Genomic DNA, 26,811 nt, shown 5'->3' on the forward strand with positions numbered 1-26,811 from the left:
ACCTGGAGGCAGCGTGCGTATCGGAGTGATGATCGGGCCCGAACGCGGGGACTCGGTCCGCAAGGTCACACGGATGATCGACGACGTGACCTGGGCCGAGAAGGCGGGCTTCGACACCGTGTGGGTGCCGCAGATCCCGACCGACTTCGACGCGCTCACCGCGATCGCGTTGATGGGCGCGCGCACCGAGCGGATCGAACTCGGCACCGCCGTCGTGCCGTTGCAGGCCCAGCACCCCGTCGCCCTTGCCCGGCAGGCGATTTCGGCCCAGGCCGCGGCGGGCGGACGGCTCGCGCTGGGCCTCGGACCGTCGCACCACTGGATCATCCGGGACATGCTGGGACTGCCGTACGAGAAACCGGCCGCCTTCACCCGCGACTACCTGGACGTCCTGGACGCCGCGTTCGGCGGAACGGACATGGTCGATGTCGAGAACGACACTTTCACCGTCCACAACCCCCTCACCCTCGCACCCGTCTCCCCGCTGCCGGTCCTGATCGCGGCCCTCGGCCCGGTCATGCTGCGCCTCGCCGGAGAACGGGCCGACGGGACCGTGCTGTGGATGGCCGACGAACGCGCCGTCGCCGAACACGTCGTCCCCCGCATCACCAAGGCCGCCGAGAGCGCCGGACGCCCGGCACCGCGGATCGTCGCGGGCATCCCGGTCTGCCTGTGCAGCCCCGACCGCGTCGACGAGGCCCGCGAACGCGCCAACCGCATCCTCGGCGAGGCCGAGATCTCGCCCAACTACCAACGCGTTCTCGAATACGGCGACGCCCGCGACGCCGGCGACCTGTGCGCGGCGGGCGACGAGAACGCCATTGCCGCCCGCTTCAAGCGGTTCGCGGACGCCGGGGTCACCGATCTCTCCGTACGGCTGCTGCCCATCGGCGACAACCGCGACGAACTGCTCGCCTCCAAGTACCGCACCCGCGACATGCTCGCCGCCCTGGCCGCGGACCTGCGATGACCGCCGGACCGCTCGACGGCATCCGCATCCTGGAGGTCGGCCACATGCTGGCCGGCCCCTACGCCACGATGATGCTCGCCGACCTCGGCGCCGAGGTCACCAAGATCGAACCGCCGGGCGGTGACATCTCCCGCCAGGTGAGCGACGCCTACTTCGCCAGCCTCAACCGCGGCAAACGCAGCATCCGCCTCGACCTCACGACGGACGATGGCCAGGCCCGGCTCGGTGAACTCCTCGCCGGCGCCCACGCGTTGCTCGTCAACCTCAAACCGTCGGCCATCCACCGACTGGGCCTGACCTACGACGTGCTGCGCAAGTGGAACGACCGCATCGTGTGCGTCGCGCTCACCGGATACGGCCTGGAGGCGGGCGACGAGCCCGCCTTCGACTACGTGGTCCAGGCGGCCACCGGGGTCGCCGCCCTCACCGGCCACCCGGACGATCCGCCGACGCTGCCCGGTTACTCCTCGGCCGACAACTCCTCCGGTCTGACAGCCGCGTTGGGGCTTCTCGCCCAGATCGTCTCCGGGCGCGGCGGCCAAGTGGAGGTGTCACTACGGGATGTGATGCTCTCTCAGCTCAACTACCGCGCCTCCGCCTATCTCAACGAGGGCGTCGAACCACGCCGGCTGCCGCTCGGCGCGCACTCCTACTATGTACCGGCCCAGCTCTTTCCCACCGCCGAGGGCCACTTGGCGCTCTTCATCACCCACGACGGCTTCTGGAAGTCCTTCGCCACCGAGGCCGGCGTCCAGGGATTCCCCACCATGGCCGAACGCGCGGAGCGGCGGGAAGAGGTGCTCGCCGCCGTGACCGACGCCCTGGCCGGGGACACCGCCGCGGCCTGGGAGGCACGGCTGCGCCCGCTCGGGGTGCCGGCCGCCGCCGTACGCACGCTGCCGCAGGCACTGGCGGCGACACCGGAGGCCGTGGTGAGGGCCGGGGACTTCCGGCTGGTGCGCAGTTCCGTGCGGGTCGAGGGGTACGAGCCGGAGTACGGACCACCGCCCCGCCTGGGTGAGCATGACCTTTCCGGGGCGGTGGGGGAGTCGTGAGGGCCGAGGACCAGTTCCATCTCGGGTTTGTCGTCGAGGACTTCGAGGGGACGCTGGCCGAGTTCTCGGCCGCGTTCGGGTACGAGTGGTGCGCCGAGATCGGCGGGGCGGTGCCGCTGACGCTGCCGACCGGAAACGCCGTTCTCGACATCAGCTGCGCCTACTCCCGGACGGTGCCCCGGCTGGAGATCGTCCGCCGCGTCCCGGGAACGCTGTGGGAACCGGTGGCCGGCGGCGGTGTGCACCACGTCGGCTACTGGTCCGACGACGTCGCCGCGGACGCGGCCGAACTCATCGGGCAGGGCTTCGTGAGCGAGGCGAGCCGGTCCGGTCCCGGCGGCGCGCCCTTCGCCTTTCTGCGCGGGCCGAGCGGGCTGCTCGTGGAACTCGTGGACCGGGTGGCGCGACCGGGACTGGAGAAGCTCTGGGGTCACGGAGGAGACGACGCATGACGACCGTAGGCATCGCGACGGGAGCCGGGCGCGGCATGGGACTGGCCTGCGCGCGGCGGCTCACCGAACTGGTGGACACGCTGCTGCTGGTGGACCGTGACGAGCCGGCCGTGACCGCCGCGGCGAAGGAACTGGCCGCCGCGCACGAGGAGATCGAGGTCGAACCCTTCGTCCTCGACATCACCGACCGGGCCGGACTGTCCCGACTCACCGCCCGTGTCGCCGAGTTGGGCTCCCTGAGGGCTGTCTCGCACGCCGCCGGGATCTCACCCACCATGGCCGACTGGCGGCGCATCTTCGAGGTCGACCTCGTCGGCACCGCACGCCTGGCCGAGGCACTCCGCCCCCTCACCACCGAGGGGACCGCAATGGTGTGCTTCGCCTCGATGGCCCCGCTCCTCGGCAACCTGGAGGCCGATCCCGCCGTAGCCGCGATCCTCGACGATCCGCTCCGGGACGAATTCCTCGACCGGCTGCGCGAGGCCCTCGGGCCCGCTGTGGAGAACACCGGTCTCGCGTACGCGTGGGCCAAGCACGGGGTACACCGGTTCGTACGGCGGGAGGCGGTGCGGCTCGGGCCCTACGGCGCCCGGGTGTGTTCCGTCTCGCCGGGCGTCATCGACACCCCTCAGGGGCAGCAGGAGGCCGCGGCCCAGCCCGCCATGGCCGCTCTGGTGGAGCAGACGCCGCTCGGGCGGGTGGGCCGGGCCGAGGACGTCGCGGCCGCGGTGGCGTTCCTGCTGTCGGACGAGGCCGCTTTCGTTTCCGGAATCGACGTTCTCGTCGACGGTGGGGTCTGTGCGGCGGTGCGAGAACGCGCCGGGCGGTGACCGGTCAGCGGCCGGTCAGCGGCCGGTCGGAGGACGTCGGAGGAGGCGCGCTGCCGAGGGAGCGCGCCGTTCCCTCAGCGCCGACGGCCGCTGCTGCGCCGGGCGGACCAGCCCGACCCCACGCCGGCCGAGTGCGCGGCGAGGAAGGCGAGCCCGAGCAGCATGAGGCTCGTCGAGCTGAAGACGATCTGCGTCGACGTCTCCGTGACACGGATGATGAAGGCGATGAAGAAGAGCGCGGCCGCCACGAATGCAAGCATCTGATAACCCCTACGGATAGACGGCGAGCCACCGGTGATCCCGGTGGCTGCGCCGTTGTCTCCCGAGTGCCCCCGAAGATGCCGAACATTCATACGCATCCCGCGTCGCCCGCAGGCCAACTGCCTTTCAGGCAAGGGATTCCGAGCGCTGCACGGTCCCCGTGAGCCCGGTCGCGTCCTGGCCCGCGAGGAGCACGGCGGCCCGCGCCATCGCCTCCGGCGGCTCCACCATCTCCGGCGGGATCTCCCGGCCCCCGCCACCCGCCTGCCACCCCTCCGTGAGCACCACCCTTGACGGAGCAAGGCAGTTGACCGCGATGTTGTCCTTCTTCAGGTCGGCGGCGAGGCCCAGGTAGAGACGCTCGACCGCCGCCTTGGACACCCAGTACGCGTTCGCACCCCGGTCCGTCATGCCGACCCCGCCGGTCGTCACGGCCACCAACGAGCCACCGCCACGCGCCCGTACGTGCGGAATCACCGCCCGGGTCACCAGGAACACCCCGGTCAGATTGACGTCCAGCGACAACTGCCAGCGCTTGAGCGGCGTCGACTCGACCGGGCCCAGCCACAGCACCCCGGCATTGGCGATGAGAATGTCGATCCCGCCGAACTCCGCGACCGTGGCGGCGACAGCCGCGTCGACCGACGCCTCGTCGCTCACGTCACAGGGCACCGGCAGCGCACGTCCGCCCGCCGCGTTGATCCGGTCCGCGACCGAGTGGATCGTCCCGGGCAGTCGGCCCTCCCGCTCGGAACGCGCGGCCACGGCGACCGAGGCGCCTGCCTCCGAGAGCGCCACCGCGACCGTACGGCCGATGCCGCGGCTGGCGCCCGCGACGAACGCGACCTTGCCCTTCAACTGCCCGCTCACGCCCGTCACGTGACTCATTCCGGTTACTTCGGCGGGAATCGGAGGGCGCCGTCGAGACGGACGACCTCGCCGTTGAGATAGTCGTTCTCGACGATGTGCTGCACGAGACCGGCGTACTCGACCGGCAGTCCCATGCGCTTCGGGTACGGGATCTGCGGCCCCCAGTAGGCCTCCAACTGGTCGCCCGCCTTGCCGTAGGCCGGCGTGTTGAAGGTGCCCGGCGCGATCGTGACGACCCGGATGCCGAGCGGGGAGAGGTCGCGGGCGGCGACCAGGGTCATGCTGACGACCCCGCCCTTCGCTGCGGCGTAAGGGAGTTGGCCGATCTGGCCCTCGTACGCGGCGATCGAGGCCGTGCTGACGATGACGCCCCGGCCGCCCTCGGTGGGCTCCTGGCGGGCGATCGCGGCAGCGGCCAGCCGCATCACGTTGAACACGCCGGTGAGATACACGTCGATCGTCGTGCGGAAGCCCGGGAGGTCGAGGGGTGAGCCGTCCTTGCCGACGAGTCGGCCACCGCTCGCCGGACCGCCGTGCGCGTCCACCGAGATGCGGAGCGGTCCCGCCGACTCCGCCTCGGCCAGGGCCGCTTGGACGTCGTCCTCGGAGGTGGCGTCGGTACGCACGTAGCGCACACCCAACTCCTGCTCCAGGGCCTTGCCCTTCTCGTCGGCCAGATCGGCTACGACGACCTTCGCTCCCGCCGCGTGCAGCCGACGGACGGTGGCCTCGCCCAGGCCGCCCGCCCCGCCGACGACCACCGCGGAGCTCCCACTGATCTGCATCAAGGATTTCCTCTCTTGCGAACAGCGCTCTAGTAAGACGAGAATAGCATTCTCATGAATATATCCATGATTCTGGAGATGGTGGCCTCGGGCGGCGACCGACCGGTGGTCACGGCGAACGGCCGCTCCCTGACCGCCTCGAACCTGCTCCTCCGCGCCCGCGCCGCCGCGCACCGCTTCCGGGGCCGTCCGGCCGTGCTCTATCTGAGCCCCAGTCACCTCGCCTACCCGGTGGCCCTGTTCGGCGCCGCCCTGGCGGGCATCCCGTTCATCCCCCTCAACTACCGCCTCGGCGAACACCAGTTGGCCCGCCTCCTGGCCCGCCACCCCGGGGCCCTCGTACTGCGCCCCGCCGACCTCGACAGCCTGCTGAAAGCCGATGGCGGCGCCGAAGAGGGCGCCGACGCACCGGAGTTGGCCCAGGACCAGGACGCCGTAGCCGTGGTGCTCTACACGAGCGGCACGACCGCCGAGCCCAAGGCGGCACTGCTGCGCCACCGGCACCTGCTGGCCTACGTCCTCAACACCCAGGAGTTCGCCTCCGCCGAGGAAGACGACGCGGCACTCGTGGCCGTACCGCCGTACCACGTGGCCGGGTTGATGAACCTGCTCACGAACCTCTACTCGGGCCGCCGCCTGGTCTACCTGTCCGCTTTCGACGCGGGCGAGTGGCTGGAGACCGCGCGCCGCGAACACGTCACCCACGCACTCGTCGTCCCCACCATGCTGGCCCGCATCGTCGCGGAGGTCCCGGCCGACGACGCCGGCACACCCACGCTCCGGAGCCTCGCCTACGGCGGCGCGAGGACCCCGCGGCCCGTGGTGGAACGGGCGTTGGGGGTGTTCCCGGGCACGGGGTTCGTCAACGCGTACGGCCTGACGGAGACGGCCTCCTCGGTCGCGGTCCTCGGGCCCGACGACCACCGCGAGGCGCTGGCGGCCTCCGACCCGGCAGTGCGGGACCGACTCGGTTCCGTGGGACGGGCCCTGCCCGGAGTCGAGATCGAGATCCGTGACGACGACGGGAAACCGGCCCGTGCCGGGGAGACCGGGCTGGTGTTCGTGCGCGGGGAGCAGATCTCCGGCGAGTACGGCGGACGCAGCGCCCTTGACGCGGAGGGTTGGTTCCCGACCCGGGACCGGGGCCGAGTGGACGCCGACGGCTATCTGTTCATCGAGGGACGCGCCGACGACACCATCATTCGCGGCGGTGAGAACATCGCTCCCGCCGAGATAGAGGACGTTCTCGTCGCCCACCCCGGGATCGTCGAGGCGGCGGTGATCGGCGTGCCCGACCCCGAGTGGGGACAGCGGATCGTGGCCGTCGTGGTCGGCGAGGGCGACCCGGCGGAGGTCCGCCAATGGGTCAAGGACCGGCTGCGCTCCGCCAAGACCCCCGACGCGATCGTGTTCCGCGCCGAACTCCCCAAGACCGAGACCGGAAAGCTGCTGCGCCGCACCCTGCTGGCCGAGTTGGAGACCACCCATGCCTGAAGCAGTCCTCGTGTCCGCCCTGCGCACCCCCGTCGGCACCGCCGTCAAGGGCACCCTGCGCGACACCACCGCGTTCGACCTGGCCCACCACATCGTCGCCGCCGCGGCCGCCACGGACGACCTCGACCCGGACGCGATCGACGACGTGATCCTCGGCGAGGGTCTGTACGGCGGCGGGGTCGTGGCCCGGCACGCGGCACTGACCGTCGGCCTCACCTCCGTACCGGGCCTCGCCCACAACCGCCACTGCGCCGCCGGACTCGCCGCCGTGCAGAGCGCGGCGGCGAGCATCCGCGCGGGCATGGACGAACTCGTCATCGCCGGCGGCGTCAACTCGGCTTCCACCTCCCCGAAACAGCGTTTCCGCGTCGAGGGGGAGTGGGTCGAACCATGGAGCCCGCCCACGCACCCCGACCGGCCTGACGCCCCCAACCTGGACATGTCGATCACGGTCGGCTGGAACACCGCCGTGCGGGCGGGCCTCAGCCGCGCCGACATGGACGCATGGGCCATGCGCTCCCACCGGAACGCCATTCGCGCCATCGACGAAGGCCGTTTCGACGCCGAGTTGGTGCCCATCGACACACCGCACGGACTGTTCTCCGTCGACGAACACCCCCGCCGCACCACCAGCCTGGAGAAGCTCGCCTCCCTCAAGCCGCTCCACCCGGAGATAGACGGTTTCTCCATCACGGCCGGCAACGCGGGCGGCGCCAACGACGGTGCCGCCGCCCTGGTGGTGGCCAGCGACCGGCTGGGCCTGCCCGCCCTCGCCGTCGTCCGCTCGTGGGCCTCGGTCGGCGCCGACCCCGCCGAGACGGGCCTCACCCCGGTGAAGGTGATTCCCAAAGCCCTTGCCCGCGCCGGACTTTCGACCTCCGACGTCGATCTCTTCGAGATCAACGAGGCCTTCGCCGCCGTGCCCGTCGCCGCGGTGAAACTGCTCGGCCTCGACCCCGACCGTGTCAACGTCAACGGCAGCGGCTGCTCCCTCGGCCACCCGGTCGCCGCGACCGGCGCCCGGATGCTGGTCACGCTCGTGCACGAACTGCGCCGTCGCGGCGGCGGCATCGGTGTCGCCGCGATGTGCGCGGGCGGCGGCATGGGCTCGGCCACGGTCATCGAGGTACTCGCGCCGTAGTCCGTCACCTGTCGGTTGGTTGGTTGCGGTGGTGGAGAGCGTCGACGACATGAAGGGAACAGTGTGGAGGGCTTGAAGGAGAAGGTCGTTCTCGTCGCCGGTGCGGCCACCGGGCTGGGGGCCGCCTCCGCCCGGCGGCTCGCGGACGAGGGCGCCCGGGTCGTCGTCGGCGACCTCGACCTGGACGGAGCCCGGCGGACCGCCGCGGCCATCGGTGACGCCGGTGGCCAGGCGGTCGCTGTGGGCTTCGACATCGCCGACGAGACCTCGGTCGCCGAACTCGTACGGACCACCGTGCGGACGTACGGCGGGCTGGACGCCGTGCACATCAACGCGGGCGACATGGGCGCGGTCTCCCAGGACACCGACGTCGTCGACATGGACCTCGCGGTGTGGGACCGGACGTTCGCCGTCAATCTGCGGGGCCACATGCTCGTCACGCGGTACGCCGTTCCCGAGCTCCTGGCCCGGGGCGGCGGCGCGATCGTCTACACCTCGTCCATCGCGGCCTTCACCGGCGAGGCCGCGCGCCCCGCCTACTCGGCGACCAAGGCGGGCATCAACGCCCTCGCCCGCCACGTCGCCTCCCGCTGGGGCCGGGAGGGCATCCGCGCCAACGCCGTCGCACCGGGCCTGATCCTGACGCAGGCCATCCAGGAAGGCGCCGAGCCCGACCTGTTGGAGGCGCTGCTCGCCCGCACCCGCAGCACCCGGCACGGCCGTGCCGACGACGTCGCCGGCATGGTGGCCCACCTCATGTCCGACGAGGGAGCCTGGATCAACGGCCAGGTCATCAACGTCGACGGCGGCACGGTGATGCGCTGAACGCTGTGTGGGGGACGGGCCGTCACGCGATCGCACGGAAGCGCAGCAGCGCTTCCTGCGCGAACGAGGCGACCAGCGACCCCTGCGCGGTGAGCACATCGCCCCGGCAGTAGCAGCGGCCGTGGGCGAGAAGCGGGCTCTGGTGGCGCAACAGAAGCCAGTCGTCCGTGGTGAAAGGGCGGTGGAACCACACCGTGTGCGCGGTGACGGCTGAGGAGAACGCCGTTCCCGAATCGTGCTGGGTGACCCCTTCGAGCGGCCGAAGCGCCGTACCGATCAGACTCAGATCGCTCGCGTACGCCGTCAACGCCGGGGCCAGCTCCGGGGCGACGGTCGGTGTGCGCATCCAGAGGTCGTACTCGGGCGGCTCCGACTTCGGCGAGTCCACGTCGACGGAGGCCCGGGTGTCCCAGGGAAGCAGGGAGAGATCAACGTCGTGCTCGGCTCCCGGCACCGGGGGCATCGGGAACGCCATCTGCTGGTCGGGACCGTCCTCGTGGGAGTGCAGCGATACGGCGGCCACGGCCGCGACGCCCTGCGTCTGCCGCGCCACCACCGTCAACGTGGCGAAGGAGCCGCCCTCATGATGACGCGTCACCTCGTACCGCACCGGTTCCTGCGGCCGCCCCGCGCGCGCGAACTGCACGTGGAGGCTCTTGACTGCCTTCTCCGGGCAGGCCAGTTGGGCGGCCCGGACGCTCTGGGCGAGTAACTGCCCGCCGAAGACGCGGTGGTAGCCGAGTCGCTGGTTGGCACCCTCGAACACCTCACGGGGTTGGGCGTCGAGGTCCAGGCAGGAGAGCAGGTCGCTCCAGAGATCGGTCACTGATGCACTCCTCGGTCGATCACAGGTGGACGAGCCGTGGCGCGGACCCGCCGGCCCGCAGCAGTGACCCCGCCTCGCGCGTCAACTCCCTTGCGCTGCCGAGCAGTCCGTCCAGCACCATGGCCCGGCGGACGTGCCGGTGCAGATCGTGTTCAGCGGTGAAACCGATCCCACCGAGAACCTGCTGGCAGTGCCGGGCCGCCGTCAGCGCGGACTTCCCGGCCGCCGCCTTGGCCAGCAGCGCGCCTAAGTCGTCGTCGGCGGCCACCAGGGTCGCCTCGGCGCCGTCCAGTGCCACGAGGGTCTCGGCGAGCCGGTGCCGTACGGCTTGGAAAGAGGCGAGCGGGCGGCCGAACTGCACGCGGTCCACGGCGTGTTGGCGGGCCAGCGCGAGCATGGCGCGCCCGGTCCCGAGCAGCCACCAGCCGAGCGCGACCCGGCCGGCGGCGAGGGGGACGGAAGCTCCAGCGGGCACGGTGTGCAGGGGGAGTTCGGCGTCCAGGGCCATCCCGGCGGCAGCGTCCTCGCGCTCCCAGACGACCCACGAACCACCCGTGTACGGCAGCGGCAGCGTGCCGCCGACCGGACGCTCCGCCGCTCGGAGCAGCACGTCGTTGAGGAGCGGCGCGTGTGAGCCCGTCTCACCCAGCAGGCGGAAGGTGAGCGGGACGGCGATGTCCGGTAGCTCCACGAGGAGGTCGGCCCAGCCGAGGTCGGTCAGGGCGGTGTCCAACGCCTGTCCCGAGGCTGCCGTCATCGTCTTGCGGAGTGTCTCGGCGAGCAGATGCTCTTCGGCGGCGTCCACGGCTACTCCCTCCCGAGGTCGAGCAGTCGGCGCGCGATGATGTTCCGCTGGATCTCGGCCGTACCGCCGTAGATCGTCGCCGCCTTCGCGTACAGGTACTCCGAGCGCCATGGCGTGTCCGTCAACTCCAGTACGCCGGGCAGCAGATCGCGCACGGTCTCGAAGAGCTGTTGCTCGGCCGTGGCCAGCAGGACCTTGTCGACCGACGTCTCCGCACCCAGGCGTTCACCGGCGGCCAGGCGGCGCTGGGTGGCGTGGGAGCGGCAGCGGACGGTGTGCAACGCCAGGTAGGCGGCACCGAGTTCGGCGTCGTCGGGGACGTCCGTCTCGGCCAGCAGGCGGTCAAGTCGCGTGTAGAGATGGGCGATCCGGTGCCAGAAGCAGGTGGAGCGCTCGTGCGGGAGCAGGTCCATCGCCAGGCGCCAGCCGTCGCCGGGACGGCCGAGCATCCGGTCGGCGGGCACCATCACATCGTCGAAGAACACCTCGGCGAACTCGTCCACGCCGTGCATCGTGCGCAGCGGCCGGACCGTGATGCCGGGGGTGTCCATGTCGACGAAGAACGCGGTGATCCCGTCGTGTCCCGGCGCGGTGCGGGTCAACAGGACGCAGCGGGCGGCGAATTGGGCCAGGCTCGTCCACACCTTCTGACCGCTGATCTCCCAGTGGTCGCCGCGCGGAACCGCCCGCGTGGTGAGGGAGGCGAGGTCGCTGCCGGAACCTGGTTCGGAGAAGCCCTGGCACCACTGCTCACGCCCGCTCAGCAGCCGCGGGACCATCTCGGCGGCCAGCGCGGGAGGGGCGTAGGAGATCATCGTCGGGACGAGGACCTCGATCATCGAGTAGATCCCCGGCTCGGCCAACTCCCTTGTGGCGACCTCCTCGCCGAGCACCGCCCTCAGCACCGCGGGCCCGCCGAGCCCCCTCACCTCGGCGGGCCAGCCGTACCGCATCCAGTCCGCGTCGTACAACGCCCGGCGGACCCGGGCCAGTTGAGCGACCTGGGCGTCCAGGGAGTGGTCGGGGCCGGGGGACAGGTCGTGCTCGTCCAGCCAGGCACGCAGGCCGGAGCGGAAGTCGGCGGCGTTCACGTTCCCGGGCGCCGAGGCGACGTTCATGTACCCGGGCGCTGATAGGCGTGCGGGCGTCCCGAGTCGTGCGCTCCGCTGCGGCGGATGAACGTCATCGCCCGCGTGCGCAGCCGCCAGCCGTCGTCCGTGCGGACGTAGGTGTCGTTGTAGTAGCCGATCCGCAGGTCGTGCGTGGCGTGGTCGACGAAGCAGAGCGGCTGGGTGCCGGTCGCCGTGTCGCCGGACAGGTCGACGGCCGGCGTCCCCGTGAGGAACAGCCCCTTGGGCGCGGCGGCCACGAGCGCCGGGAACTCGTCGAGGCCGTAGGAGTCCCCGAAGGCGCTGTACGTGCCGTCGGACGTGAAGACCCCCAGCACCCCTTCCAGGTCACCGCGGGTGATGCACACCGCGTAGCGGGCGAGGAGCTGCTGGATCTCCATCAGGTCGTCGGTCGGACCAGAGGGAGGAGCCGGAACGGGCAAGGAGGACAAGGACTTTCCACCCTTCGCCATGAGTGAGAATGGCATTCTCTCAGATGAGTGGCAGATTTCCATGGTCGGTGAGGTGACGTCAACAGTCTCTGTCTGAATGGTTGATTCTCCGTAGATGAGAAGCTAGTTTCCAGCGATGGAGAGGGGAGATCCGACGCGATGGACCAGTTCCTCACCTTCGGGATCGTCGGCCTGAGCACGGCCGCGATCTATGCCGTCATCGGCAGTGGGCTCGTGCTCACCTACACCACCACCGGCGTGTTCAACTTCGCGCACGGCGCGGCCGGCATGCTGTCCGCGTTCATGTACTGGCAGCTGACCGTCGGCTGGGGCTGGCCCGTTCCGGTCGCCCTGGTCGTGGTGCTGCTCGTGCTCGCCCCGGGCTTCGGGCTGCTCGTGGAGCGGTTCGTCCTGCGACCGGTCCAAGCGCTCGGCGAAGCCGAACGGCTGGTGATGACGGTCGCGCTGCTCAGCGGTCTCATCGCGGCAGCGCGCTGGATCTGGGACCCGAACGTGGCGCGGCCCCTGCCGATGTTCTTCGCCGCCCGCAGGCCCATCCACCTCGGCCCGGCCGTCATCACGTGGCACCAGGCCATCACCATGGCGGTGGCCGTCGCCGTCGCGGTCGGCCTGCGCATCCTGCTCTACCGCACCCGCGCCGGAGCCGAGATGCGCGCGGCCGTCGACGACCGGGCACTCGTCGGTCTCACCGGCGCCGACCCGGTCCGGGCGGGCCGGGTCTCCTGGATCCTCGGCACCCAACTCGCCGCGATCGGCGGCATTCTGATTGCCCCGACCGTCACCCTCGACGCCGCCCAGCTCTCCCTGCTGATCGTCAGCGCCTACACCGCGGCCGTCTTCGGCAGGCTGCGCAGCCTGCCGCTCACCTTCCTCGGCGCCGTCGTCGTCGGCTGCATGGAGAGCTACCTGACCGGCTATCTCCCGCAGAACGAGTACCTCCCCGGACTACGGCTCGCCGCCCCCGCCCTGCTGCTCCTCCTGGCCCTGCTGGTCTTCCCGCACCGACGCCTGCGCGGTCGCGAACGGCGGCTGGCCCGCGTCCCGGTGCCGAGCGCGCGCGGCACCCTCGTGTTCGCGGCGGTCGTCGTCGCCTTCGGCGCGGTACTGGCCTCTCTCCTCGGAGAAGCCGACCTGATCACCTACGGAGCGATCTTCTCGCTCGGCGTGGTGGCGCTCTCGTACGTCCCGCTCGCCGGGTACGCCGGACAGGTCTCCCTCTGCCAGCTGAGCATGGCCGGCATCGGCGCGGTCGTCTGGGCACACCTCGGCGCGCACGGCGAACTGTGGGCGCTCGGCGCCACGATCCTCATCTCGGCGGTGGCCGGAGCACTGGTCGCACTGCCCGCGCTGCGGCTCTCCGGCGTGTATCTCGCCCTGGGCACCGCCGCGTTCGCCGTGATCCTCGACCGGTGGATCTTCACCCTGCCGGCCTTCCACCTCCTCGGCCTGCGGATCGCCCTGTTCGACCAGGGCTCGGTCGACGCCACCGGACCCGACCTGTTCGGCCTCCGGCTCGACAGCGGACGGGAGTTGATGGTGTTCGCCGCCGTCTGTCTCGCGCTCGCCTCGATCGGCGTGGCGGCCCTGCGCCGCAGCCGCTTCGGCCGACGCCTCATCGCCCTGCGCGACAGCGAGGCCGCGTACGCCACCCTCGGCGGCAACCTGCTGGTCGCGAAAGTCGCCGTGTTCGCCCTCGCCTCCGGCATCGCCGGACTCGGCGGGGCGCTGTACGGAATGCAACAACGCACCGTCACCGCCGACCAGTTCAGCCTCATCGCAGGACTGCCGATCTTCCTCGTCGCCGTAGTCGGCGGACTCGGCGCGGTCGGTAACGGGCTCTTCGCCGGCACCGCCTTCGTCGGACCGACGAACGCCCTGATCGCCGTCGTCCCCGGCACCGCGAACCTGGTCGCCCTGCTCCCCGGCCTCGCCGGCGTCGGACTCGGCCACAACCCCGACGGCATCGTCCCCCGCCTCCGCCGCCAGTGGGAGCCCCTCGGCCGCGACCGCATCGCCCTGCCCACCCTGCTCTGCGCCCTCGCCCTGGCCTGGGCCCTGCGCTTCACCGACGTCATCAACGACTGGACGTACTACGGCGGTTCACTCGTCCTCGCCGTCGCCCTCCGCGCCTGGGCGAGCGCCCGCCAGACCGCTCCGGCCGAACCGGAGATCCCCGTCGAGTGGTGGGGCCTACGGCGTGACTGGCGCCCCGAGGACAAGGAGGTGCTGGCCCGTGGCGTCGCTGCAGGTTAGTGGAGTGACCGTCTCCTTCGGCGGGAACCGCGCTCTCGACGGGGTCGCCCTGACCGCCGAGGCGGGCCGGGTCACCGGACTCATCGGACCCAACGGGGCAGGGAAAAGTACCCTGTTCGACGTCGCCTCCGGACTGCGCAGGCCCTCCTCGGGACAGGTCCGGCTGGACGGCCGGGACGTCACCCGGGCCCGACCCTCCGCCCGCGCCCGGCACGGACTCGCCCGCACCTTCCAGCGCCTGGAACTGTTCGGCCGGCTCAGCGTGCGCGACAACCTCCTCGTCGCCGCCGAACTCGGCCCCGAACGCCGCCGCGCCGACCAGGTCGTCACCGAGATCCTGCACCGCCTCGGTCTCACCGACCTCGCCGACACCTCACCCGACGCCCTCCCCACCGGAGTCGGCCGTCTCGTCGAGGTGGGAAGGGCGCTCGCGATCCGGCCGAAGGTGCTTCTTCTCGACGAACCCGCCGCCGGACAGGACGCGGAGGAGACCGAACGCTTCGCGGAACTCCTGCGCGCCCTCACCGACGACGGAACCGCCGTCGTCCTCGTCGAGCACGACATGAGCCTCGTGATGGCCGTCTGCGACGAGGTGTACGTCCTCGACCTCGGCAAGATCATCGCCGTCGGCCCGCCCGAGGTGATCCGCGGCGACGAAACGGTTCTCGCCGCCTACCTGGGGGACGCGTGAGCGCACTTCTCGAACTGCGCGGCATCCGCGCCGCCCACGAACGCATCACCGTCCTGCACGGCGTCGACCTCGACGTCGCCGCCGGACAGGTGGTGGCGCTGCTCGGCCCGAACGGCGCCGGAAAGACCACCACCCTGCGCGTCGCCGCCGGAGTCCACCCCGTCGAGTCGGGCCAACTCGTCCTCGGAGGACGGGACATGACCGGCGCCGACCCCCGCGACCTGGCCCGCGCCGGAGTCTGCCTCATCCCCGAAGGGCGAGGCGTCTTCCCGAACCTGTCCGTCCGCGACAACCTCCTCATGATGACCTTCACCGGCCGCAGCCGGGAGGAGATCGAGGAGATCGCGTTCGCCCGCTTCCCCGTCCTCGCCCGGTGCGCCGGACAGGCGGCGGGCACCCTCTCCGGCGGCGAACAGCAGATGCTCGCCCTCGCCCGCGGCCTCGCCACCGACCCCGCCGTCCTGCTGCTCGACGAACTCTCCATGGGGCTCGCCCCGTTGGTCGTCGGCCGGCTCTACGAACAGGTCGGCGAGATCGCCCGGCAGGGCGTCGCCGTGCTCGTCGTCGAGCAGTTCGCCGCCGCGGTCCTCGACATCTGCGACCACGCCGCCGTCCTCGTACGCGGCCGGGTCGAACGGCAGGGCCACCCCGACGGCGGGTTGCGTGCCGAACTGTCCGCTCTCTACCTGGGGAGTTCCACATGACGTCCACCGAGACGCGAGCGGACCGCTTCGTCCGCGAACTCACGGTCCTGAAAATCCCCGACCCGGCGGCCGGAAGGGCCGTTCTCTGGCTGCGCGCGGGCGCCGCCCTGATGACGATCGGCGTCGTCCTCGGCGTGTGCGCCTACTTCATCTCGCACGACACCAGCGACCCGCTGGTGCAGAACGATGCTCTCACCCTCGGCCTGGCCGCGGTCGCCGGGAGCGTCGTCGGTTCCGCGCTCTTCCTGCGGTACTCGCTCACCGGCTTCCTGCGGTACTGGATGGCCCGTCAGTCCTACGACGTGGAACTCCTCGCGGACCGACTGCTCGAAAGGGAACTCCGCCATGACCCCACCGGCACCGACGCTGCGCCCCGGTGACCAACTCGCCAGCACCGTCTGCGGCACCCGCGTGGTCGTCATCCGCGCACCCGGCGCGGCCCAACCACAGCCCCAACTGGCCTGCGGTGGAAGCCCGTTGGTTGCCGCGGCCGACGTGCCCCCGGCGAAACCCGGACCGGTCGGCACCACCACCCTCATCGGCAAGCGGTACGTCGACCCCACCGGGACGCTCGAACTCCTCTGCACCGCCTCGGGCGCGGGCGAACTCACCTGCGACGGCGCCCCCATGGCCCTGAAGGCGGCCAAGCCGCTGCCCGCCTCCGACTGACCGACCCACCCCTGTAAGGAGCCGTCATGGACCGCGACGACCTCATCCTCATCAGCGTCGACGACCACATCATCGAACCCCCCGACATGTTCGTGAACCACCTCCCCGAGCGCTACAAAAAAGAGGCGCCCCAGCTGGTGCACCGGGACGACGGCACCGACGTGTGGCAGTTCGGCGGCGCGACCATCACCAACTCGGCGCTCAACGCGGTGGCCGGTCGGCCCAAGGAGGAGTACGGCGTCGAACCGCAGGGCCTCGACGAGATCCGCCCCGGCTGTTACGACGTGCACGAGCGGATCAAGGACATGAACGCGGGCGGCATCCTCGCCCAGATGAACTTCCCGTCCTTCCCCGGCTTCTCGGCCCGCCTGTTCGCCACCAAGGACGTGGACTTCTCCCTCGCGCTCGTGCGGGCGTACAACGACTGGCACATCGACGAGTGGTGCGCCGCGTACCCGGGACGCTTCATCCCGATGGCGCTGCCCGCCATCTGGGACGCGGAGCTGTGCGCGGCCGAGGTCCGCCGGGTCGCCGAGAAGGGCGTCCACTCGCTCACCTTCACCGAGAACCCCGCCGTCCTCGGCTACCCGAGCTTCCACGATCCGTACTGGAACCCGCTGTGGCGCGCGCTGTCCGACACGGACACCGTCATGTCGGTGCACATCGGCTCCTCCGGCAGGCTCGCCGTCCCGGCCGCCGACTCGCCGCCCGACGTGATGATCACGCTCCAGCCGATGAACATCGTCTCGGCTGCGGCGGACCTGCTCTGGTCGCCCCCGATCAAGCAGTTCCCGAATTTGAAAATCGCCCTCTCGGAAGGCGGAACGGGCTGGATCCCGTACTTCCTGGAGCGCCTCGACCGCACCTTCGAGATGCACTCCACCTGGACCCTCCAGGACTTCGGCGGCAAGCTGCCCTCCGAGGTCTTCCGGGAGCACTTCCTGACCTGCTTCATCACCGACAAGCTGGGCGTACGGCTGCGCCACGACATCGGCATCGACAACATCTGCTGGGAGGGCGACTACCCGCACAGCGACTCCCTGTGGCCCGACGCCCCCGAGCAGCTGCACGACGTGCTGTCGAGCTGCGACGTTCCCGACGACGAGGCCCGGAAGATCACCTACGAGAACGCGATGCGCTGGTATTCCTTCGACCCCTTCACACACATCCCGCGCGAACAGGCCACCGTGGGCGCACTGCGCAAGGCGGCCGAGGGCCACGACGTCAGCACCCGCTCCCGCAGCCACCAACTCATCGAACCGGCCGAGAAGTTGGAGGCGTTCCGCTCCAAGGCCCGGGCGGCCGTGGCGGCGGCTGCCCGATGAGCGACCTGGTCCTGACGGAACGGGTAGGTGCCGTCTTGGTGGCGACCATGAACCGTCCGGAGTCCCGAAACGCCCTCAACCCGGAGCTGATTGACGAACTGTCAATCGTGCTCCGGGAGGCGGACACCGACCCGGCGGTCCGGGCGGTCGTTCTCACGGGCGCCGGACCGGTCTTCTGTGCCGGCATGGACCTCAAGGCGTTCGCGAAGGGCGGCGGCAAGTTCGACGGCCTGGTGTGGTTCTTCCGCGAGGGCATCACCACACCGGTGATCGCCGCCCTCAACGGCTCGGCACTCGCCGGTGGCTTCGAACTCGCCCTGGCCTGCGACCTGGTGGTCGCCGCGGAGGACGCCAAGCTGGGGATCGCGGAGGTGAAGCGGGGGCTTTTCGCGGCCGGTGGCGGTACGACCCTCGCAGACCGGGTACCGCTGGCCGTCGCCCTGGAGATGGGGCTGACCGGTGAGCTCGTCACCGCGGTGGACGCCAAGCAGTTCGGCCTGGTCAACCGCGCCGTCCCGGCCGGAGAGGTGCGAGAGACGGCACTGACGCTGGCCGGACGCATCGCCGAGAACGGCCCTCTCGGCGTCGCGATGACCAAGAAGCTGATGCGAGAACGCCGTTGGGCCGAACCGGCAGAGGTCGACTCGGTGTTCAGGAGCGCCGACGCGGTGGAGGGGGCACGGGCCTTCGCCGAACGCCGTAGCCCGGTATGGAGGGGGAAGTGACCGAACTCCGGTGTCCCCGAGGCCGCGGGACGGTCTCGGGGACACCGGTGCGAAGCGCGCGGTGCCTCAGTGCTGGAAAGCCCGCCGAGAGTCCGCAGCCGCGTCGTCCAGGTCGCTGATCTCGTCGACGAGCCCCCAGCGCAGCGCTTCCTCCACGCTCAACTCCAGCCCGGACAGGGCGAGATACGCCGTCCGCTCCCGGCCGACCCGGACCGGGATACTCGCCGTACCGCCCGCGCCCGGAATGAGCCCCATCCCGATCTCGGGCAACCGGATCACCGTGTCCGACGCGGCGACCACCCGCCCAGCGAACGCCGCGAGCTCGATCCCCGCGCCGACACACGCACCGTGCAGATACGCGGTCACCCGGCGAGCGCAACGGTGCAACAGCGCGCCCGGACTGCGGTGCACCCGCACCAGATGAGCCCGCGCCGGATCGCGCGACGTACCGAACTCGGCGAGATCGCCGCCGCTGCAGAAGGCCGGGCCATTGCCGCACAGATCGACCCGGCCGATCGACGGATCGGCGAGGGCCACCTGGAGCGCCTCGCAGAGCGCGTCCCGCGTCGCCGCGTCGAACGCGTTGCGCACCCAGGGCCGGTCGAGCGTGATGGACAGCCGGGGACCGTCACGGCCGAGCCGTACGGGAGTCTCGGCAGGGCGGTGGGTACGCCGGGGCGCGGCGGCCAGCCAGGAGCGGAAGTCCGCTCCGCCCTGAAGCGTCGAGTACGCGAGGGATTCGAGAACCAGCCTGTCCGGGATCGAGAGCCCGTCGCCCATCCGCAGCACCTGTACAAGTGCGACGGACGCGGCGGGTCGGCTCTCGACGAGGTCACTCAGTTGCCGGGCCGTGGCATGCGGATCCGCGCACCCCACCCACGGCTTGGGCGGATCGGGAACCCCGGTGAGCAGGATGTCGAAGCCCTCGACCGTCTCCCTGGGGTCCGCAGCCAGGCCGATCAGCACGCGGTCCCGGTCGCGCGGTTCCGTTTCCTGCGCCAGGGCGAGGTCCTCGGGGGCGTGGTCCAGGTCGACGATCACGAAGGGCGACTCCACAGTGATCTCCCTCCAGGCGTGGACCGGAGTGTAATTTGAGATCACCTCGGGAGAGAAGGGGGTTCGACTCATGGAGAATCACGTTCTCCGCGACTGGATGGACTCCGTCGAGCCGTTCCTGGACCCCCTCGCCGATGTCGCCCGCTCGTTCACGGACCTGACGGGCGTGCCGGTCGACCTGCCGACCGCCCTGTTCCTACGGGCCCAACTGGCCGGCCTGGAACGTCCGGGCAGGACATCCGCCAACGGCTCCTGTCACCTCCTCCAAGCCACCGACGGCTGGGCCGCCGTGAACCTGGCCCGCCCCGACGACCTGGCCGCCGTACCCGCACTGCTGGCGCTTCTCGGCTCACCGGATGAGCCCGAGGGTCTGCGGGCCGCGGTACGAGGGTGCAAGGCGGCCGAGGCCGTAGAGGGTGCGCGGCTGCTCGGTATCGCCGCTGCGGTACCAGGATCGGCCCAAGGCGTACGGCCCGCGGTTCACGCCGAGCGGTTCGGGGAACGGTGTACCCGCGCGATGACGGAGATACGGATCGTCGACTTCTCCGCGCTCTGGGCGGGGCCGTTGTGCGCGCGGCTGCTGGGGCTGGCGGGTGCCCGGGTCCTGAAGGTGGAGAGCGCGACGCGTCCCGACGGTGCGCGCTTCGGGACGCCCGCCTTCTATCGCTGGCTGCACGACGGACACGACAACCTGGTCGTGGATTTCGCCCCCGGCGCGCTGGACGAGATCGTCGCCGAGGCCGACGTCGTCATCGAGGCGTCACGGCCGCGCGCGCTGCGCCGACTCGGTCTCCGCGCCGAGGAGTTCCTCGCCGCCCGCCCCGGCCGGGTGTGGGTGGGCATCACCGGATACGGACGCGAGAACGACCGTATCGCTTTCGGAGACGACGCTTCCGTCGCCGGCGGACTGACGGGCTACGACCCGAACGGCGACCCCGTCTTCCTCGGCGACGCGCTCGCCGATCCCGTCACCGGCGTGTTCGCCGCTCAGGCCGCGGCCCGTTCACTCGCCGAGGGAGGCGGAGAGCTCCTCTGTGTCTCCATGGCGGCCTGCGCCGCGACACTCGCGGACGCGCGGACCCGGGTCCAACCGCCGTGCTGATAGGGAACGTTGAGGTCGAGGGCCACGCGGAGGCGGTGGACGTACGGATCAACGGCGGGCGGATCGCCGAGATCGGGTCCGGGCTGTCCGGGCCGGGTGACCTGGACGGTCAGGGCGGTGCGCTGCTGCCTGGCTTGCACGATCACCACGTACACCTCGCGGCGCTGGCCGCCGACGCCGCCTCCGTGCGCGTCGGGCCGACGGATGTGCGAGGCCGAACGGCGTTTGCGGCGGCCTTGGTTGGTGGGCCGCCGGAGGAGTGGGTGCGGGCGGTCGGCTATCACGAGAGTGTCGCGGGGGAGTTGGACCGGTGGGTGCTGGACGCGCTCGCGCCGGACCGGCCGGTGCGGGTGCAGCATCGGACCGGCGCGCTGTGGGTGTGGAACAGTGCCGCGCTCCGGGCGGTCGGGCTTGACGGCGACGGCCGGTTCTGGCGCGAGGACGAGCGGCTGCGTGGGCTTGTGCCGCCAACGCGGTTGGATCTGCAGGGTGTTGGGCGGCGGGCAGCGGCGCTCGGTGTCACGGGGTTCACCAACGCCGACCCGCACCCCGCGAGCGGGCTCACCCAGATGCTGGCGGTCCTTCCGCAACGGCTCCTGGTGATGGGTGTCGAGGAGCCCGTGAAGCTGATGCTCGACGATCCGACACTCCCCACGCCCGCCCAACTCGCCCGCACCATAGGGGAGATCAGACCCCGACCGGTCGCCGTGCACTGTGTGACCCGGGTGCAGTTGCTGGTGACGCTACTCGCCCTGGACGAGGTGGGACCGGCCGACGGCGACCGGATCGAGCACGGGTCGGTGATCCCGGCCGAGACGATTCCGTGGCTACGACGGCTCGGCGTGACGGTCGTGACCCAGCCCCACTTCCCGGTCGAGCGGGGCACCGCGTACGCCACCGACGTGGACCCCGACGACCGCCCGCACCTCTACCGCTGCCGGACCCTCATCGAGGCGGGCGTCCCGCTCGCCGCCGGCACCGACGCGCCGTACGGCACCGCGGACCCCTGGGCGGTCATGCGGGCGGCGACCGGGCGGGACGACGCGGAACGACTCCAACCCCGCGCCGCTCTGCGGCTGTTCACCGGTGAGCCCCGACACCCGGCGCGGCCACGCCGGTTGACGGTCGGCGCGGTCGCCGACCTGTGCCTGCTCCACGTACCGCTGCGCGAGGCCCTCCGTACGCTGTCCGGGGAACTGGTCCGTGCCACCTATGTGGCCGGCCGGCGCATCGGCGCCCTCTGACCTACACGCTGTACCCGCCGTCAACTCCCAACGCCTGCCCGGTGATGAACCCGGCCCGGTCCGAGGCGAGGAACGCGACCGCCTCCGCGATGTCGGTCGCCTCGCCGAAGCGGCGCATGGGGATGTTGCGCCGGGTGACGGCGAGGGCGGCCTCGTCCAGTTCGCCGGAGCTGATCAGACGGCCGGCGATACCGTCGTTGAGCATGCCGGGGGCCACGCAGTTCACGCGGACGCCGTAGCGGCCCTCCTCGGCGGCCAGTGCTCGCGCGACCGCCTCGACCGCGCCCTTCGCGCCCGACGACAGCCCGTCCCGTACCGGGAAGCGGCGGGTGGCGACGGTCGTGACGGCGACGATGTTGCCCCGGCTCTCGCGCAGCAACGGCAGCGCGGGATGCACCAGGTTGAAGAACGCCACGGCGTCGCCTTCGAGTTGGGCGCGGTACTCGCCGGGCGTCACCTTGCTCAGGTGGCGCATCGGTACGTGCGGGCCCGCCGCGTACACGAGGGTGTGGATGCCGCCGCCCACCTCGGAGACGGCCTCGGCGGTGGCGGACTCGTCGGTCAAGTCCACCCGCAGCGACCGGACTTGACGGCCCAGCTTCGTGACCTCGGCGGCCACCGCGTCCGCCGTCTCCTGGTTGGCCCGGTAGGTGAACACGATGTCGCTGCCCCGCTCGGCGAGAAGACGGACGATCGCCGCCCCGATCCCGCCCGAGCCACCCGCGACGAACGCGACACCTGGTCTGCTGGAGAAGTCCGGCACCGTAACCGCCTCACAATCCGAGGGACTTGGCGATGATGACCTTCATGACCTCGCTGGTCCCGGCGTAGATGCGGGTGATGCGTGCGTCCGCGTAGAGCCGGGCGATGGGGTATTCCAGCATGTAGCCGTAGCCGCCGAACAGTTGCAGGCAGCGATCGACCGCACGGGCCTGCATCTCGGTGCAGAACAACTTGACCTTTGCGGCGTCGGGTCCGCTCAGTTCGCCGGCGACGAGTTCGAGCACCGCGCGGTCCAGCATCGCCTGCGCAGCCTCGATCTCGGCGGCCACGGCGGCAAGTTCGAACTTCGTGTTCTGGAAGGAGGCGACCGTCTTTCCGAACGCCTTGCGTTCCTTGACGTAGGAGATCGTCGTGTCGAGAGCCGCCCGTGCCTGGGCGACCGACCCGATCGCCACCGTCATCCGCTCCTGCGGCAGGTTGTTGCCCAGATAGCCGAACGCGGCGCCCTCCTCGCCGAGCCGGTTGGCGACCGGGACCCGTACGTCGTCGAACGCCAACTCCACTGTGTCCTGCACCTTGATGCCCATCTTGTGCAGCACCCGGCCGCGCGTGAACCCGGCCATGCCGTCCTCGACGACCAGCAGGGTGAGCCCGGCGCGGCGATTGTCCGGGTCGGTCGACGTACGCGCCACGACGATGACGAGGTCGGCGAGGAGCCCACCGGTGATGAACGTCTTCGCGCCGTCGAGGACGTACGAGTCCCCGTCGCGCACGGCTGTCGTACGGATACCGGCGAGATCGGACCCCGTGCCCGGCTCGGTCATCGCGATGGCGGTGAGCAACTGCCCGGAGGCGAGGCCGGGGAACCAGCGCCCGCGCTGATCCCGGTCGGCGTAGGTGAGGAAGTACGGCAGTACGACGTCGAGTTGGGTGCGCACGGTCCCCAACGTCACCAGGGCACGGGCCGATTCCTCCTGGAGGACGACGTTGTAGCGGTAGTCCGCGAGGCCCGCTCCGCCGTACTCCTCGGGGACGGCCGTGCCCAACAGGCCCAGCGCACCCAGCTGTTCGAAGAGCGCGCGAGGGAGTCGGCCGGCCTCCTCCCACTCGGCGTAGTGGGGGACCACCTCCTTGGCGATGAAGTCCCGCGCGAGCCGGCGGAACGCCTCGTGGTCGTCGGTGAAGACGTCTCGGCGCACAACATCCCCTGTCAGGAAGCGAGTTCGACGACGGTGGCGTTGGCGGTGCCGCCGCCCTCGCACATGGTCTGCAGGCCGTAGCGGATCCCGTGGTCCCGCATGTGGTGGATCATGCGGGTCATCAGGACGGCACCCGACGCGCCGAGCGGGTGCCCGAGCGCGATGGCGCCGCCGAGCGGGTTGAGCAGCGCCGGGTCCGCGCCGGTCTCGGCCAGCCAGGCCAGCGGGATCGGTGCGAAGGCCTCGTTGACCTCGAAGACGCCCACCTCCGACAGGCCGATGCCGGTCTTGCGCAGCACCTTCTCGGTCGCCGGGATCGGTCCGGTCAGCATGAGGACGGGATCGGAGCCGGTGACCACGCCCGCGCGGTAGCGGACGATCGGCGTCAGCCCCAACTCCCGTGCCTTTTCAGGGGTGGTGACCAGCAGGGCGGCGGCTCCGTCGGAGATCTGGGAGGAGTTGCCCGCGTGGATCACCCCGTCCTCCTGGAAGGACGGTTTCAGCCTCGCGAGAGTGTCGACGCTGGTACCGCGCCGGATGCCCTCGTCGGCGGTCACCGGGCCCGCGCCGTCGGTCACCGGCACGATCTGCGCGTCGAACGCCCCGCCGTCCTGCGCGGCCGCCGCCCGCTCGTGCGACAGCGCGGCGAACTCGTCGAGGACACCCCGGCCCAGTCCCCACTTCTGCGCGATCTTCTCGGCCGAGACACCCTGATTGAAGGAGAACCCCTCGTAACGGGCGAGGACTTGGGGGCCGTACGGCATCCCACCGGCCCGCGAGGCGCCGAGCGGTACGCGGCTCATCACCTCCACCCCGCCCGCCACCACGACGTCCTGCTGACCCGACATGACCGCCTGGGCGGCGAAGTCCAGCGCCTGCTGGCTCGATCCGCAGGCTCGGTTCACTGTGGTCCCCGGGATGCTTTCGGGCCAGCCCGCGGCCAGCACCGCGTAGCGGCCGATGTTGCTCGACTGGTCACCCAACTGGCCGACGCAGCCCCACACCACGTCGTCGACGACCTCGGGGTCCAGACCCGTACGGTCGACAAGGGCCTGAAGGACGACGGCGGAGAGGTCGGCCGCGTGCACACCGGCCAGTCCGCCGTTCCGTCTGCCGACGGCGGTGCGGACCGCTTCCACCACCACTGCCTCACGCATCACATGTCCTCCGTAGCTGTCGGCGCGGCCGTTCCTGGCACCGCTGTTCCCGGCACCGCCCAGCGCCCCGTGTAGCGAGGCGGGCGCTTCTCCACGAAGGCTGCATACGCCTCCGGGACGTCTGCCGTGGCGAAGCTCATGGCCTGCGCCCGCGCCTCACCGGCAAGGGCCTCGCGCAGGGTGCGATCGGCGTTCTCGTTGAGGAGCGCCTTGTTCTGCGCGAGCGCGACCGGCGCTCCGGCCACCAGCCGGGCGGCGAGGTCGTCCACGAAAACGTCGATCTCGTCGGCGCCCACGACCCACGTCACCAGGTTCAGGGCGCGGGCCTCCTCGGCGTCGATCGACTCGGCCAGCAGCACGAGCCGCTTCGCCTGCTGCAACCCCACCAGCTTCGGCAGCAGCCACGAGCCGCCGCAGTCCAGGGACAGGGCGCGGCGCGCGAAGATCTGCGAGAACGTGCTCTCCGGAGTCGCCACGACGAAGTCGCAGCCCAGAGCGAGGTTCCAACCCGCCCCGAACGCTGCGCCGTTGACCTTGGCGATGGTGGGGATCGGCAGCTCGTGCAGCAGCAGCGTGACCTCGCTCAGGGTCCGCATCCGGTACAGGGGGTGCTCGCTGCTGACGCCGTTGCGGATGTCGGCCCCGGAGCAGAACGCGCCGTCGGCACCGGTCAGGACCAGTGCCCGCACCGTACGATCGCTGCCCGCCGCGGAGAGCGCTGTTCTCAGGGCGTCCCACAGCTCGGCGTCGATCGCGTTCTTGCGGTGGGGCCGGTTCAGGGTGAGCGTCCGAACGCCCTCGGTGTCGGTCGTGAGGAGGACCGGGTGTGCGGTCATCGCACAGCTCCCTGCGCCCGGAGAACGGCGATCTCCTCGTCCGTCAGCCCGAGTTCGGCGAGTACGGCGTCCGTGTGCTGGCCGAGAGCGGGAATCGCGCCCATCGGCGGGTCGTACCCGGCGATGACCGGGGGCGGTAGCAGGGCCGGGACCGGGCCCGACGGTGTGTCGATCTCGCGCCACCGGTCGCGGGCCCGCAGATGAGGGTGGGCGATGACGTCGCTGGGCGTGTTGTAGCGGGAGTTGCCGATCCCGGCCGCGTCCGCACGCTCCTGCACGTACGCGAGGTCGTGCCGTGCGCACCAGGCGCTGATCTCCGGCTCCAGCTCGGCGCGGTGCGCCACCCGCCCGGCGTTGCTCGCGAAGCGCGGGTCGTCCGCGAGGTCGGGCCGGTCGATCAACTCCCTTGCCAGGCGCTGCCATTCACGGTCGTTCGTCGTGCCGAGGACCACGGTGTGGCCGTCGGCGGTGCGGTGGGCGCCGTACGGTGCGACGGCGGGGGAACTCATGCCGAGCGGCTGTTGCTCGATGCCTGAGTGGCGGGTGTAGGTGAGCGGATAACCCATCAGCTCCGTCATCGTGTCGAACAGACTCACCGCGACGGACGAGGCCGCAGGCCCCGGTCCCACCCCGCGTTCCCTGCCGCACAGCAGCGCGACGATCGACAGGGCGGCGTACAGGCCGCTGCACACGTCGGCCATCGGCGGACCCGGTTTGGCCGGTGCCCCCGGGTGGCCCGTCACCGCGCAGGCGCCCGACTCGGCCTGTACGAGGAGATCGTAGGCGCGCTTGTGGGAGAGGGGGCCGCCGGCGCCGTATCCGTCGATCTCGACGGCGATGAGGTCGGGGTGACGCGTCTTCAAGTCCCTTGGGGAGAAGCCGAGTTTGGCCGTGGTGCCGGGTGTGAGGTTGGAGACGAGGACGTCGGCCCGTTCCAGCAGGCGGTGCAGGACGCCCATGCCACCGGGTGTCTTCAGGTCCAGGGCCACCGACTCCTTGCCGCGGTTGACCCAGACGAAGTGCGCTCCCAGACCCTTGACCACGTCGTCGTAGTGGCGGGCGAAGTCGCCGCCCTTGGGGTTCTCGACCTTGATCACGCGGGCGCCGAAGTCGCCGAGCGTGCGGGTGCACATGGGGGCCGAGATCGCCTGCTCCAGCGCGACCACGGTGATTCCGGCCAGCGGCCCGGTCGTTGTCGTCGTTCCAGAACTCGGCATGTCGGAACTCGTCA

At 71.1% G+C, this 26,811-nt stretch carries 29 protein-coding genes; 16 read left to right on the plus strand and 13 right to left on the minus strand.

What is annotated here, in order from left to right; genetic code table 11:
- Nucleotides 1-13 precede the first annotated feature (13 nt).
- From OG226_RS46810 to OG226_RS46825, 4 genes are read left to right on the plus strand one after another with little or no spacing between them, the layout of a single operon-like run.
- On the plus strand, nucleotides 14-970 hold the full coding sequence (locus OG226_RS46810) for an LLM class F420-dependent oxidoreductase (RefSeq protein ID WP_329352614.1): 957 nt from the start codon (nucleotides 14-16) through the stop codon (nucleotides 968-970).
- Nucleotides 967-2,025 carry a CaiB/BaiF CoA transferase family protein gene (locus tag OG226_RS46815; protein ID WP_329352616.1) on the plus strand — a complete coding sequence of 353 codons (1,059 nt, stop codon included), beginning with the start codon at nucleotides 967-969 and terminating at the stop codon, nucleotides 2,023-2,025. The genes OG226_RS46810 and OG226_RS46815 overlap by 4 nt, the downstream gene beginning before the upstream one ends.
- A complete protein-coding gene (locus OG226_RS46820; protein WP_329352617.1) occupies nucleotides 2,022-2,477 on the plus strand; it encodes a VOC family protein in 456 nt (151 codons plus the stop codon). Before OG226_RS46815 ends, OG226_RS46820 begins: the two co-directional genes overlap by 4 nt.
- Nucleotides 2,474-3,307 carry an SDR family oxidoreductase gene (locus OG226_RS46825; protein ID WP_329352618.1) on the plus strand — a complete coding sequence of 278 codons (834 nt, stop codon included), beginning with the start codon at nucleotides 2,474-2,476 and terminating at the stop codon, nucleotides 3,305-3,307. The genes OG226_RS46820 and OG226_RS46825 overlap by 4 nt, the downstream gene beginning before the upstream one ends.
- Nucleotides 3,308-3,381: 74 nt before the next feature.
- Here the strand turns inward: OG226_RS46825 and OG226_RS46830 are convergent, their stop codons facing one another.
- The 3 genes from OG226_RS46830 to OG226_RS46840 form a co-directional block, all read right to left on the minus strand.
- Nucleotides 3,382-3,567 (minus strand): hypothetical protein, encoded by a 186-nt coding sequence (locus OG226_RS46830; protein WP_328685609.1) that lies wholly within the window; start codon nucleotides 3,565-3,567, stop codon nucleotides 3,382-3,384.
- A gap of 127 nt (nucleotides 3,568-3,694) precedes the next feature.
- Nucleotides 3,695-4,456, minus strand: a complete 762-nt coding sequence (locus tag OG226_RS46835; protein ID WP_329352620.1) for an SDR family NAD(P)-dependent oxidoreductase — start codon at nucleotides 4,454-4,456, stop codon at nucleotides 3,695-3,697.
- Between the two features lie 5 nt (nucleotides 4,457-4,461).
- A complete protein-coding gene (locus OG226_RS46840) occupies nucleotides 4,462-5,223 on the minus strand; it encodes an SDR family NAD(P)-dependent oxidoreductase (RefSeq protein WP_329352622.1) in 762 nt (253 codons plus the stop codon).
- Between the two features lie 66 nt (nucleotides 5,224-5,289).
- On the opposite strand from OG226_RS46840, the gene OG226_RS46845 reads away from it, so the two are divergent.
- The 3 genes from OG226_RS46845 (at nucleotide 5,290) to OG226_RS46855 (ending at nucleotide 8,683) form a co-directional block, all read left to right on the plus strand.
- Entirely contained in the window at nucleotides 5,290-6,717 is a 1,428-nt protein-coding gene (locus OG226_RS46845) for a class I adenylate-forming enzyme family protein (RefSeq protein WP_329352623.1), read from the plus strand.
- Nucleotides 6,710-7,858 (plus strand): thiolase family protein, encoded by a 1,149-nt coding sequence (locus tag OG226_RS46850; RefSeq protein WP_329352624.1) that lies wholly within the window; start codon nucleotides 6,710-6,712, stop codon nucleotides 7,856-7,858. The genes OG226_RS46845 and OG226_RS46850 overlap by 8 nt, the downstream gene beginning before the upstream one ends.
- Before the next feature lie 63 nt (nucleotides 7,859-7,921).
- On the plus strand, nucleotides 7,922-8,683 hold the full coding sequence (locus tag OG226_RS46855) for an SDR family NAD(P)-dependent oxidoreductase (RefSeq protein WP_329352625.1): 762 nt from the start codon (nucleotides 7,922-7,924) through the stop codon (nucleotides 8,681-8,683).
- Nucleotides 8,684-8,705: 22 nt separating this feature from the next.
- Here OG226_RS46855 and OG226_RS46860 read toward each other — a convergent pair whose 3' ends face one another.
- The 4 genes from OG226_RS46860 to OG226_RS46875 are packed head-to-tail and all read right to left on the minus strand — an operon-like array spanning nucleotide 8,706 to nucleotide 11,824.
- Nucleotides 8,706-9,509 carry an acyl-CoA thioesterase gene (locus OG226_RS46860; RefSeq protein WP_329352626.1) on the minus strand — a complete coding sequence of 268 codons (804 nt, stop codon included), beginning with the start codon at nucleotides 9,507-9,509 and terminating at the stop codon, nucleotides 8,706-8,708.
- 19 nt (nucleotides 9,510-9,528) lie between these two features.
- On the minus strand, nucleotides 9,529-10,314 hold the full coding sequence (locus OG226_RS46865) for an acyl-CoA dehydrogenase family protein (RefSeq protein WP_329352627.1): 786 nt from the start codon (nucleotides 10,312-10,314) through the stop codon (nucleotides 9,529-9,531).
- A gap of 2 nt (nucleotides 10,315-10,316) precedes the next feature.
- On the minus strand, nucleotides 10,317-11,432 hold the full coding sequence (locus tag OG226_RS46870) for an acyl-CoA dehydrogenase family protein (RefSeq protein WP_329352628.1): 1,116 nt from the start codon (nucleotides 11,430-11,432) through the stop codon (nucleotides 10,317-10,319).
- A complete protein-coding gene (locus tag OG226_RS46875; protein WP_329352630.1) occupies nucleotides 11,429-11,824 on the minus strand; it encodes a nuclear transport factor 2 family protein in 396 nt (131 codons plus the stop codon). The genes OG226_RS46870 and OG226_RS46875 overlap by 4 nt, the downstream gene beginning before the upstream one ends.
- Nucleotides 11,825-12,034: 210 nt before the next feature.
- Here OG226_RS46875 and OG226_RS46880 point away from each other — a divergent pair, with 210 nt between their 5' ends.
- Genes OG226_RS46880 through OG226_RS46910 form a run of 7 tightly spaced genes read left to right on the plus strand, consistent with a single transcriptional unit; the run spans nucleotide 12,035 to nucleotide 18,263 of the window.
- Nucleotides 12,035-14,149: a branched-chain amino acid ABC transporter permease gene (locus OG226_RS46880; RefSeq protein WP_329352632.1), complete on the plus strand. Its 2,115-nt coding sequence runs from the start codon at nucleotides 12,035-12,037 to the stop codon at nucleotides 14,147-14,149.
- A complete protein-coding gene (locus OG226_RS46885) occupies nucleotides 14,130-14,840 on the plus strand; it encodes an ABC transporter ATP-binding protein (RefSeq protein ID WP_328685620.1) in 711 nt (236 codons plus the stop codon). Before OG226_RS46880 ends, OG226_RS46885 begins: the two co-directional genes overlap by 20 nt.
- Entirely contained in the window at nucleotides 14,837-15,544 is a 708-nt protein-coding gene (locus OG226_RS46890) for an ABC transporter ATP-binding protein (RefSeq protein WP_327406566.1), read from the plus strand. Before OG226_RS46885 ends, OG226_RS46890 begins: the two co-directional genes overlap by 4 nt.
- On the plus strand, nucleotides 15,541-15,924 hold the full coding sequence (locus OG226_RS46895; RefSeq protein WP_328685621.1) for a hypothetical protein: 384 nt from the start codon (nucleotides 15,541-15,543) through the stop codon (nucleotides 15,922-15,924). Before OG226_RS46890 ends, OG226_RS46895 begins: the two co-directional genes overlap by 4 nt.
- Nucleotides 15,890-16,213: a hypothetical protein gene (locus OG226_RS46900; RefSeq protein ID WP_329352635.1), complete on the plus strand. Its 324-nt coding sequence runs from the start codon at nucleotides 15,890-15,892 to the stop codon at nucleotides 16,211-16,213. Before OG226_RS46895 ends, OG226_RS46900 begins: the two co-directional genes overlap by 35 nt.
- A gap of 26 nt (nucleotides 16,214-16,239) precedes the next feature.
- Nucleotides 16,240-17,538: an amidohydrolase family protein gene (locus tag OG226_RS46905; protein ID WP_329352636.1), complete on the plus strand. Its 1,299-nt coding sequence runs from the start codon at nucleotides 16,240-16,242 to the stop codon at nucleotides 17,536-17,538.
- Complete coding sequence (locus OG226_RS46910) at nucleotides 17,535-18,263, plus strand: enoyl-CoA hydratase-related protein (RefSeq protein WP_329352637.1); 729 nt, start codon at nucleotides 17,535-17,537, stop codon at nucleotides 18,261-18,263. The genes OG226_RS46905 and OG226_RS46910 overlap by 4 nt, the downstream gene beginning before the upstream one ends.
- Nucleotides 18,264-18,329: 66 nt before the next feature.
- Here the strand turns inward: OG226_RS46910 and OG226_RS46915 are convergent, their stop codons facing one another.
- Nucleotides 18,330-19,319 carry an enoyl-CoA hydratase/isomerase family protein gene (locus tag OG226_RS46915; RefSeq protein ID WP_329352638.1) on the minus strand — a complete coding sequence of 330 codons (990 nt, stop codon included), beginning with the start codon at nucleotides 19,317-19,319 and terminating at the stop codon, nucleotides 18,330-18,332.
- 70 nt (nucleotides 19,320-19,389) lie between these two features.
- On the opposite strand from OG226_RS46915, the gene OG226_RS46920 reads away from it, so the two are divergent.
- On the plus strand, nucleotides 19,390-20,421 hold the full coding sequence (locus tag OG226_RS46920) for a CoA transferase (protein ID WP_329352639.1): 1,032 nt from the start codon (nucleotides 19,390-19,392) through the stop codon (nucleotides 20,419-20,421).
- Entirely contained in the window at nucleotides 20,415-21,665 is a 1,251-nt protein-coding gene (locus OG226_RS46925; protein ID WP_329352640.1) for an amidohydrolase family protein, read from the plus strand. Before OG226_RS46920 ends, OG226_RS46925 begins: the two co-directional genes overlap by 7 nt.
- A gap of 1 nt (nucleotide 21,666) precedes the next feature.
- On the opposite strand, the gene OG226_RS46930 is transcribed toward OG226_RS46925, so the two are convergent.
- From OG226_RS46930 to OG226_RS46950, 5 genes are read right to left on the minus strand one after another with little or no spacing between them, the layout of a single operon-like run.
- Nucleotides 21,667-22,428, minus strand: a complete 762-nt coding sequence (locus OG226_RS46930; protein WP_329352641.1) for an SDR family NAD(P)-dependent oxidoreductase — start codon at nucleotides 22,426-22,428, stop codon at nucleotides 21,667-21,669.
- A gap of 10 nt (nucleotides 22,429-22,438) precedes the next feature.
- Complete coding sequence (locus tag OG226_RS46935) at nucleotides 22,439-23,587, minus strand: acyl-CoA dehydrogenase family protein (RefSeq protein WP_329352642.1); 1,149 nt, start codon at nucleotides 23,585-23,587, stop codon at nucleotides 22,439-22,441.
- An 11-nt stretch (nucleotides 23,588-23,598) separates the two neighbouring features.
- Nucleotides 23,599-24,744: a thiolase family protein gene (locus tag OG226_RS46940; RefSeq protein WP_329352643.1), complete on the minus strand. Its 1,146-nt coding sequence runs from the start codon at nucleotides 24,742-24,744 to the stop codon at nucleotides 23,599-23,601.
- Nucleotides 24,744-25,580 carry an enoyl-CoA hydratase/isomerase family protein gene (locus OG226_RS46945; protein WP_329352644.1) on the minus strand — a complete coding sequence of 279 codons (837 nt, stop codon included), beginning with the start codon at nucleotides 25,578-25,580 and terminating at the stop codon, nucleotides 24,744-24,746. Before OG226_RS46945 ends, OG226_RS46940 begins: the two co-directional genes overlap by 1 nt.
- Entirely contained in the window at nucleotides 25,577-26,797 is a 1,221-nt protein-coding gene (locus OG226_RS46950) for a CaiB/BaiF CoA transferase family protein (RefSeq protein WP_329352645.1), read from the minus strand. The genes OG226_RS46945 and OG226_RS46950 overlap by 4 nt, the downstream gene beginning before the upstream one ends.
- Between the last annotated feature and the right edge of the window lie 14 nt (nucleotides 26,798-26,811).

It is taken from the genome of Streptomyces sp. NBC_01261, from assembly GCF_036226385.1.
Lineage (GTDB): Bacteria > Actinomycetota > Actinomycetes > Streptomycetales > Streptomycetaceae > Streptomyces.

Excerpts from the sequence above, each read along its gene's own strand:
- OG226_RS46825 (WP_329352618.1), top strand. The coding sequence starts at position 2,474 with ATGACGACCGTAGGCATCGCGACGGGAGCCGGGCGCGGCATGGGACTG.
- OG226_RS46895 (WP_328685621.1), top strand. The coding sequence starts at position 15,541 with ATGACGTCCACCGAGACGCGAGCGGACCGCTTCGTCCGCGAACTCACG.
- OG226_RS46900 (WP_329352635.1), top strand. The coding sequence starts at position 15,890 with ATGACCCCACCGGCACCGACGCTGCGCCCCGGTGACCAACTCGCCAGC.
- OG226_RS46880 (WP_329352632.1), top strand. The coding sequence starts at position 12,035 with ATGGACCAGTTCCTCACCTTCGGGATCGTCGGCCTGAGCACGGCCGCG.
- OG226_RS46950 (WP_329352645.1), bottom strand. The coding sequence starts at position 26,797 with ATGCCGAGTTCTGGAACGACGACAACGACCGGGCCGCTGGCCGGAATC.
- OG226_RS46920 (WP_329352639.1), top strand. The coding sequence starts at position 19,390 with ATGGAGAATCACGTTCTCCGCGACTGGATGGACTCCGTCGAGCCGTTC.
- OG226_RS46845 (WP_329352623.1), top strand. The coding sequence starts at position 5,290 with ATGATTCTGGAGATGGTGGCCTCGGGCGGCGACCGACCGGTGGTCACG.
- OG226_RS46830 (WP_328685609.1), bottom strand. The coding sequence starts at position 3,567 with ATGCTTGCATTCGTGGCGGCCGCGCTCTTCTTCATCGCCTTCATCATC.
- OG226_RS46815 (WP_329352616.1), top strand. The coding sequence starts at position 967 with ATGACCGCCGGACCGCTCGACGGCATCCGCATCCTGGAGGTCGGCCAC.
- OG226_RS46940 (WP_329352643.1), bottom strand. The coding sequence starts at position 24,744 with ATGCGTGAGGCAGTGGTGGTGGAAGCGGTCCGCACCGCCGTCGGCAGA.
- OG226_RS46905 (WP_329352636.1), top strand. The coding sequence starts at position 16,240 with ATGGACCGCGACGACCTCATCCTCATCAGCGTCGACGACCACATCATC.
- OG226_RS46835 (WP_329352620.1), bottom strand. The coding sequence starts at position 4,456 with ATGAGTCACGTGACGGGCGTGAGCGGGCAGTTGAAGGGCAAGGTCGCG.
- OG226_RS46840 (WP_329352622.1), bottom strand. The coding sequence starts at position 5,223 with ATGCAGATCAGTGGGAGCTCCGCGGTGGTCGTCGGCGGGGCGGGCGGC.
- OG226_RS46910 (WP_329352637.1), top strand. The coding sequence starts at position 17,535 with ATGAGCGACCTGGTCCTGACGGAACGGGTAGGTGCCGTCTTGGTGGCG.
- OG226_RS46945 (WP_329352644.1), bottom strand. The coding sequence starts at position 25,580 with ATGACCGCACACCCGGTCCTCCTCACGACCGACACCGAGGGCGTTCGG.
- OG226_RS46870 (WP_329352628.1), bottom strand. The coding sequence starts at position 11,432 with ATGAACGTCGCCTCGGCGCCCGGGAACGTGAACGCCGCCGACTTCCGC.
- OG226_RS46850 (WP_329352624.1), top strand. The coding sequence starts at position 6,710 with ATGCCTGAAGCAGTCCTCGTGTCCGCCCTGCGCACCCCCGTCGGCACC.
- OG226_RS46875 (WP_329352630.1), bottom strand. The coding sequence starts at position 11,824 with ATGGAGATCCAGCAGCTCCTCGCCCGCTACGCGGTGTGCATCACCCGC.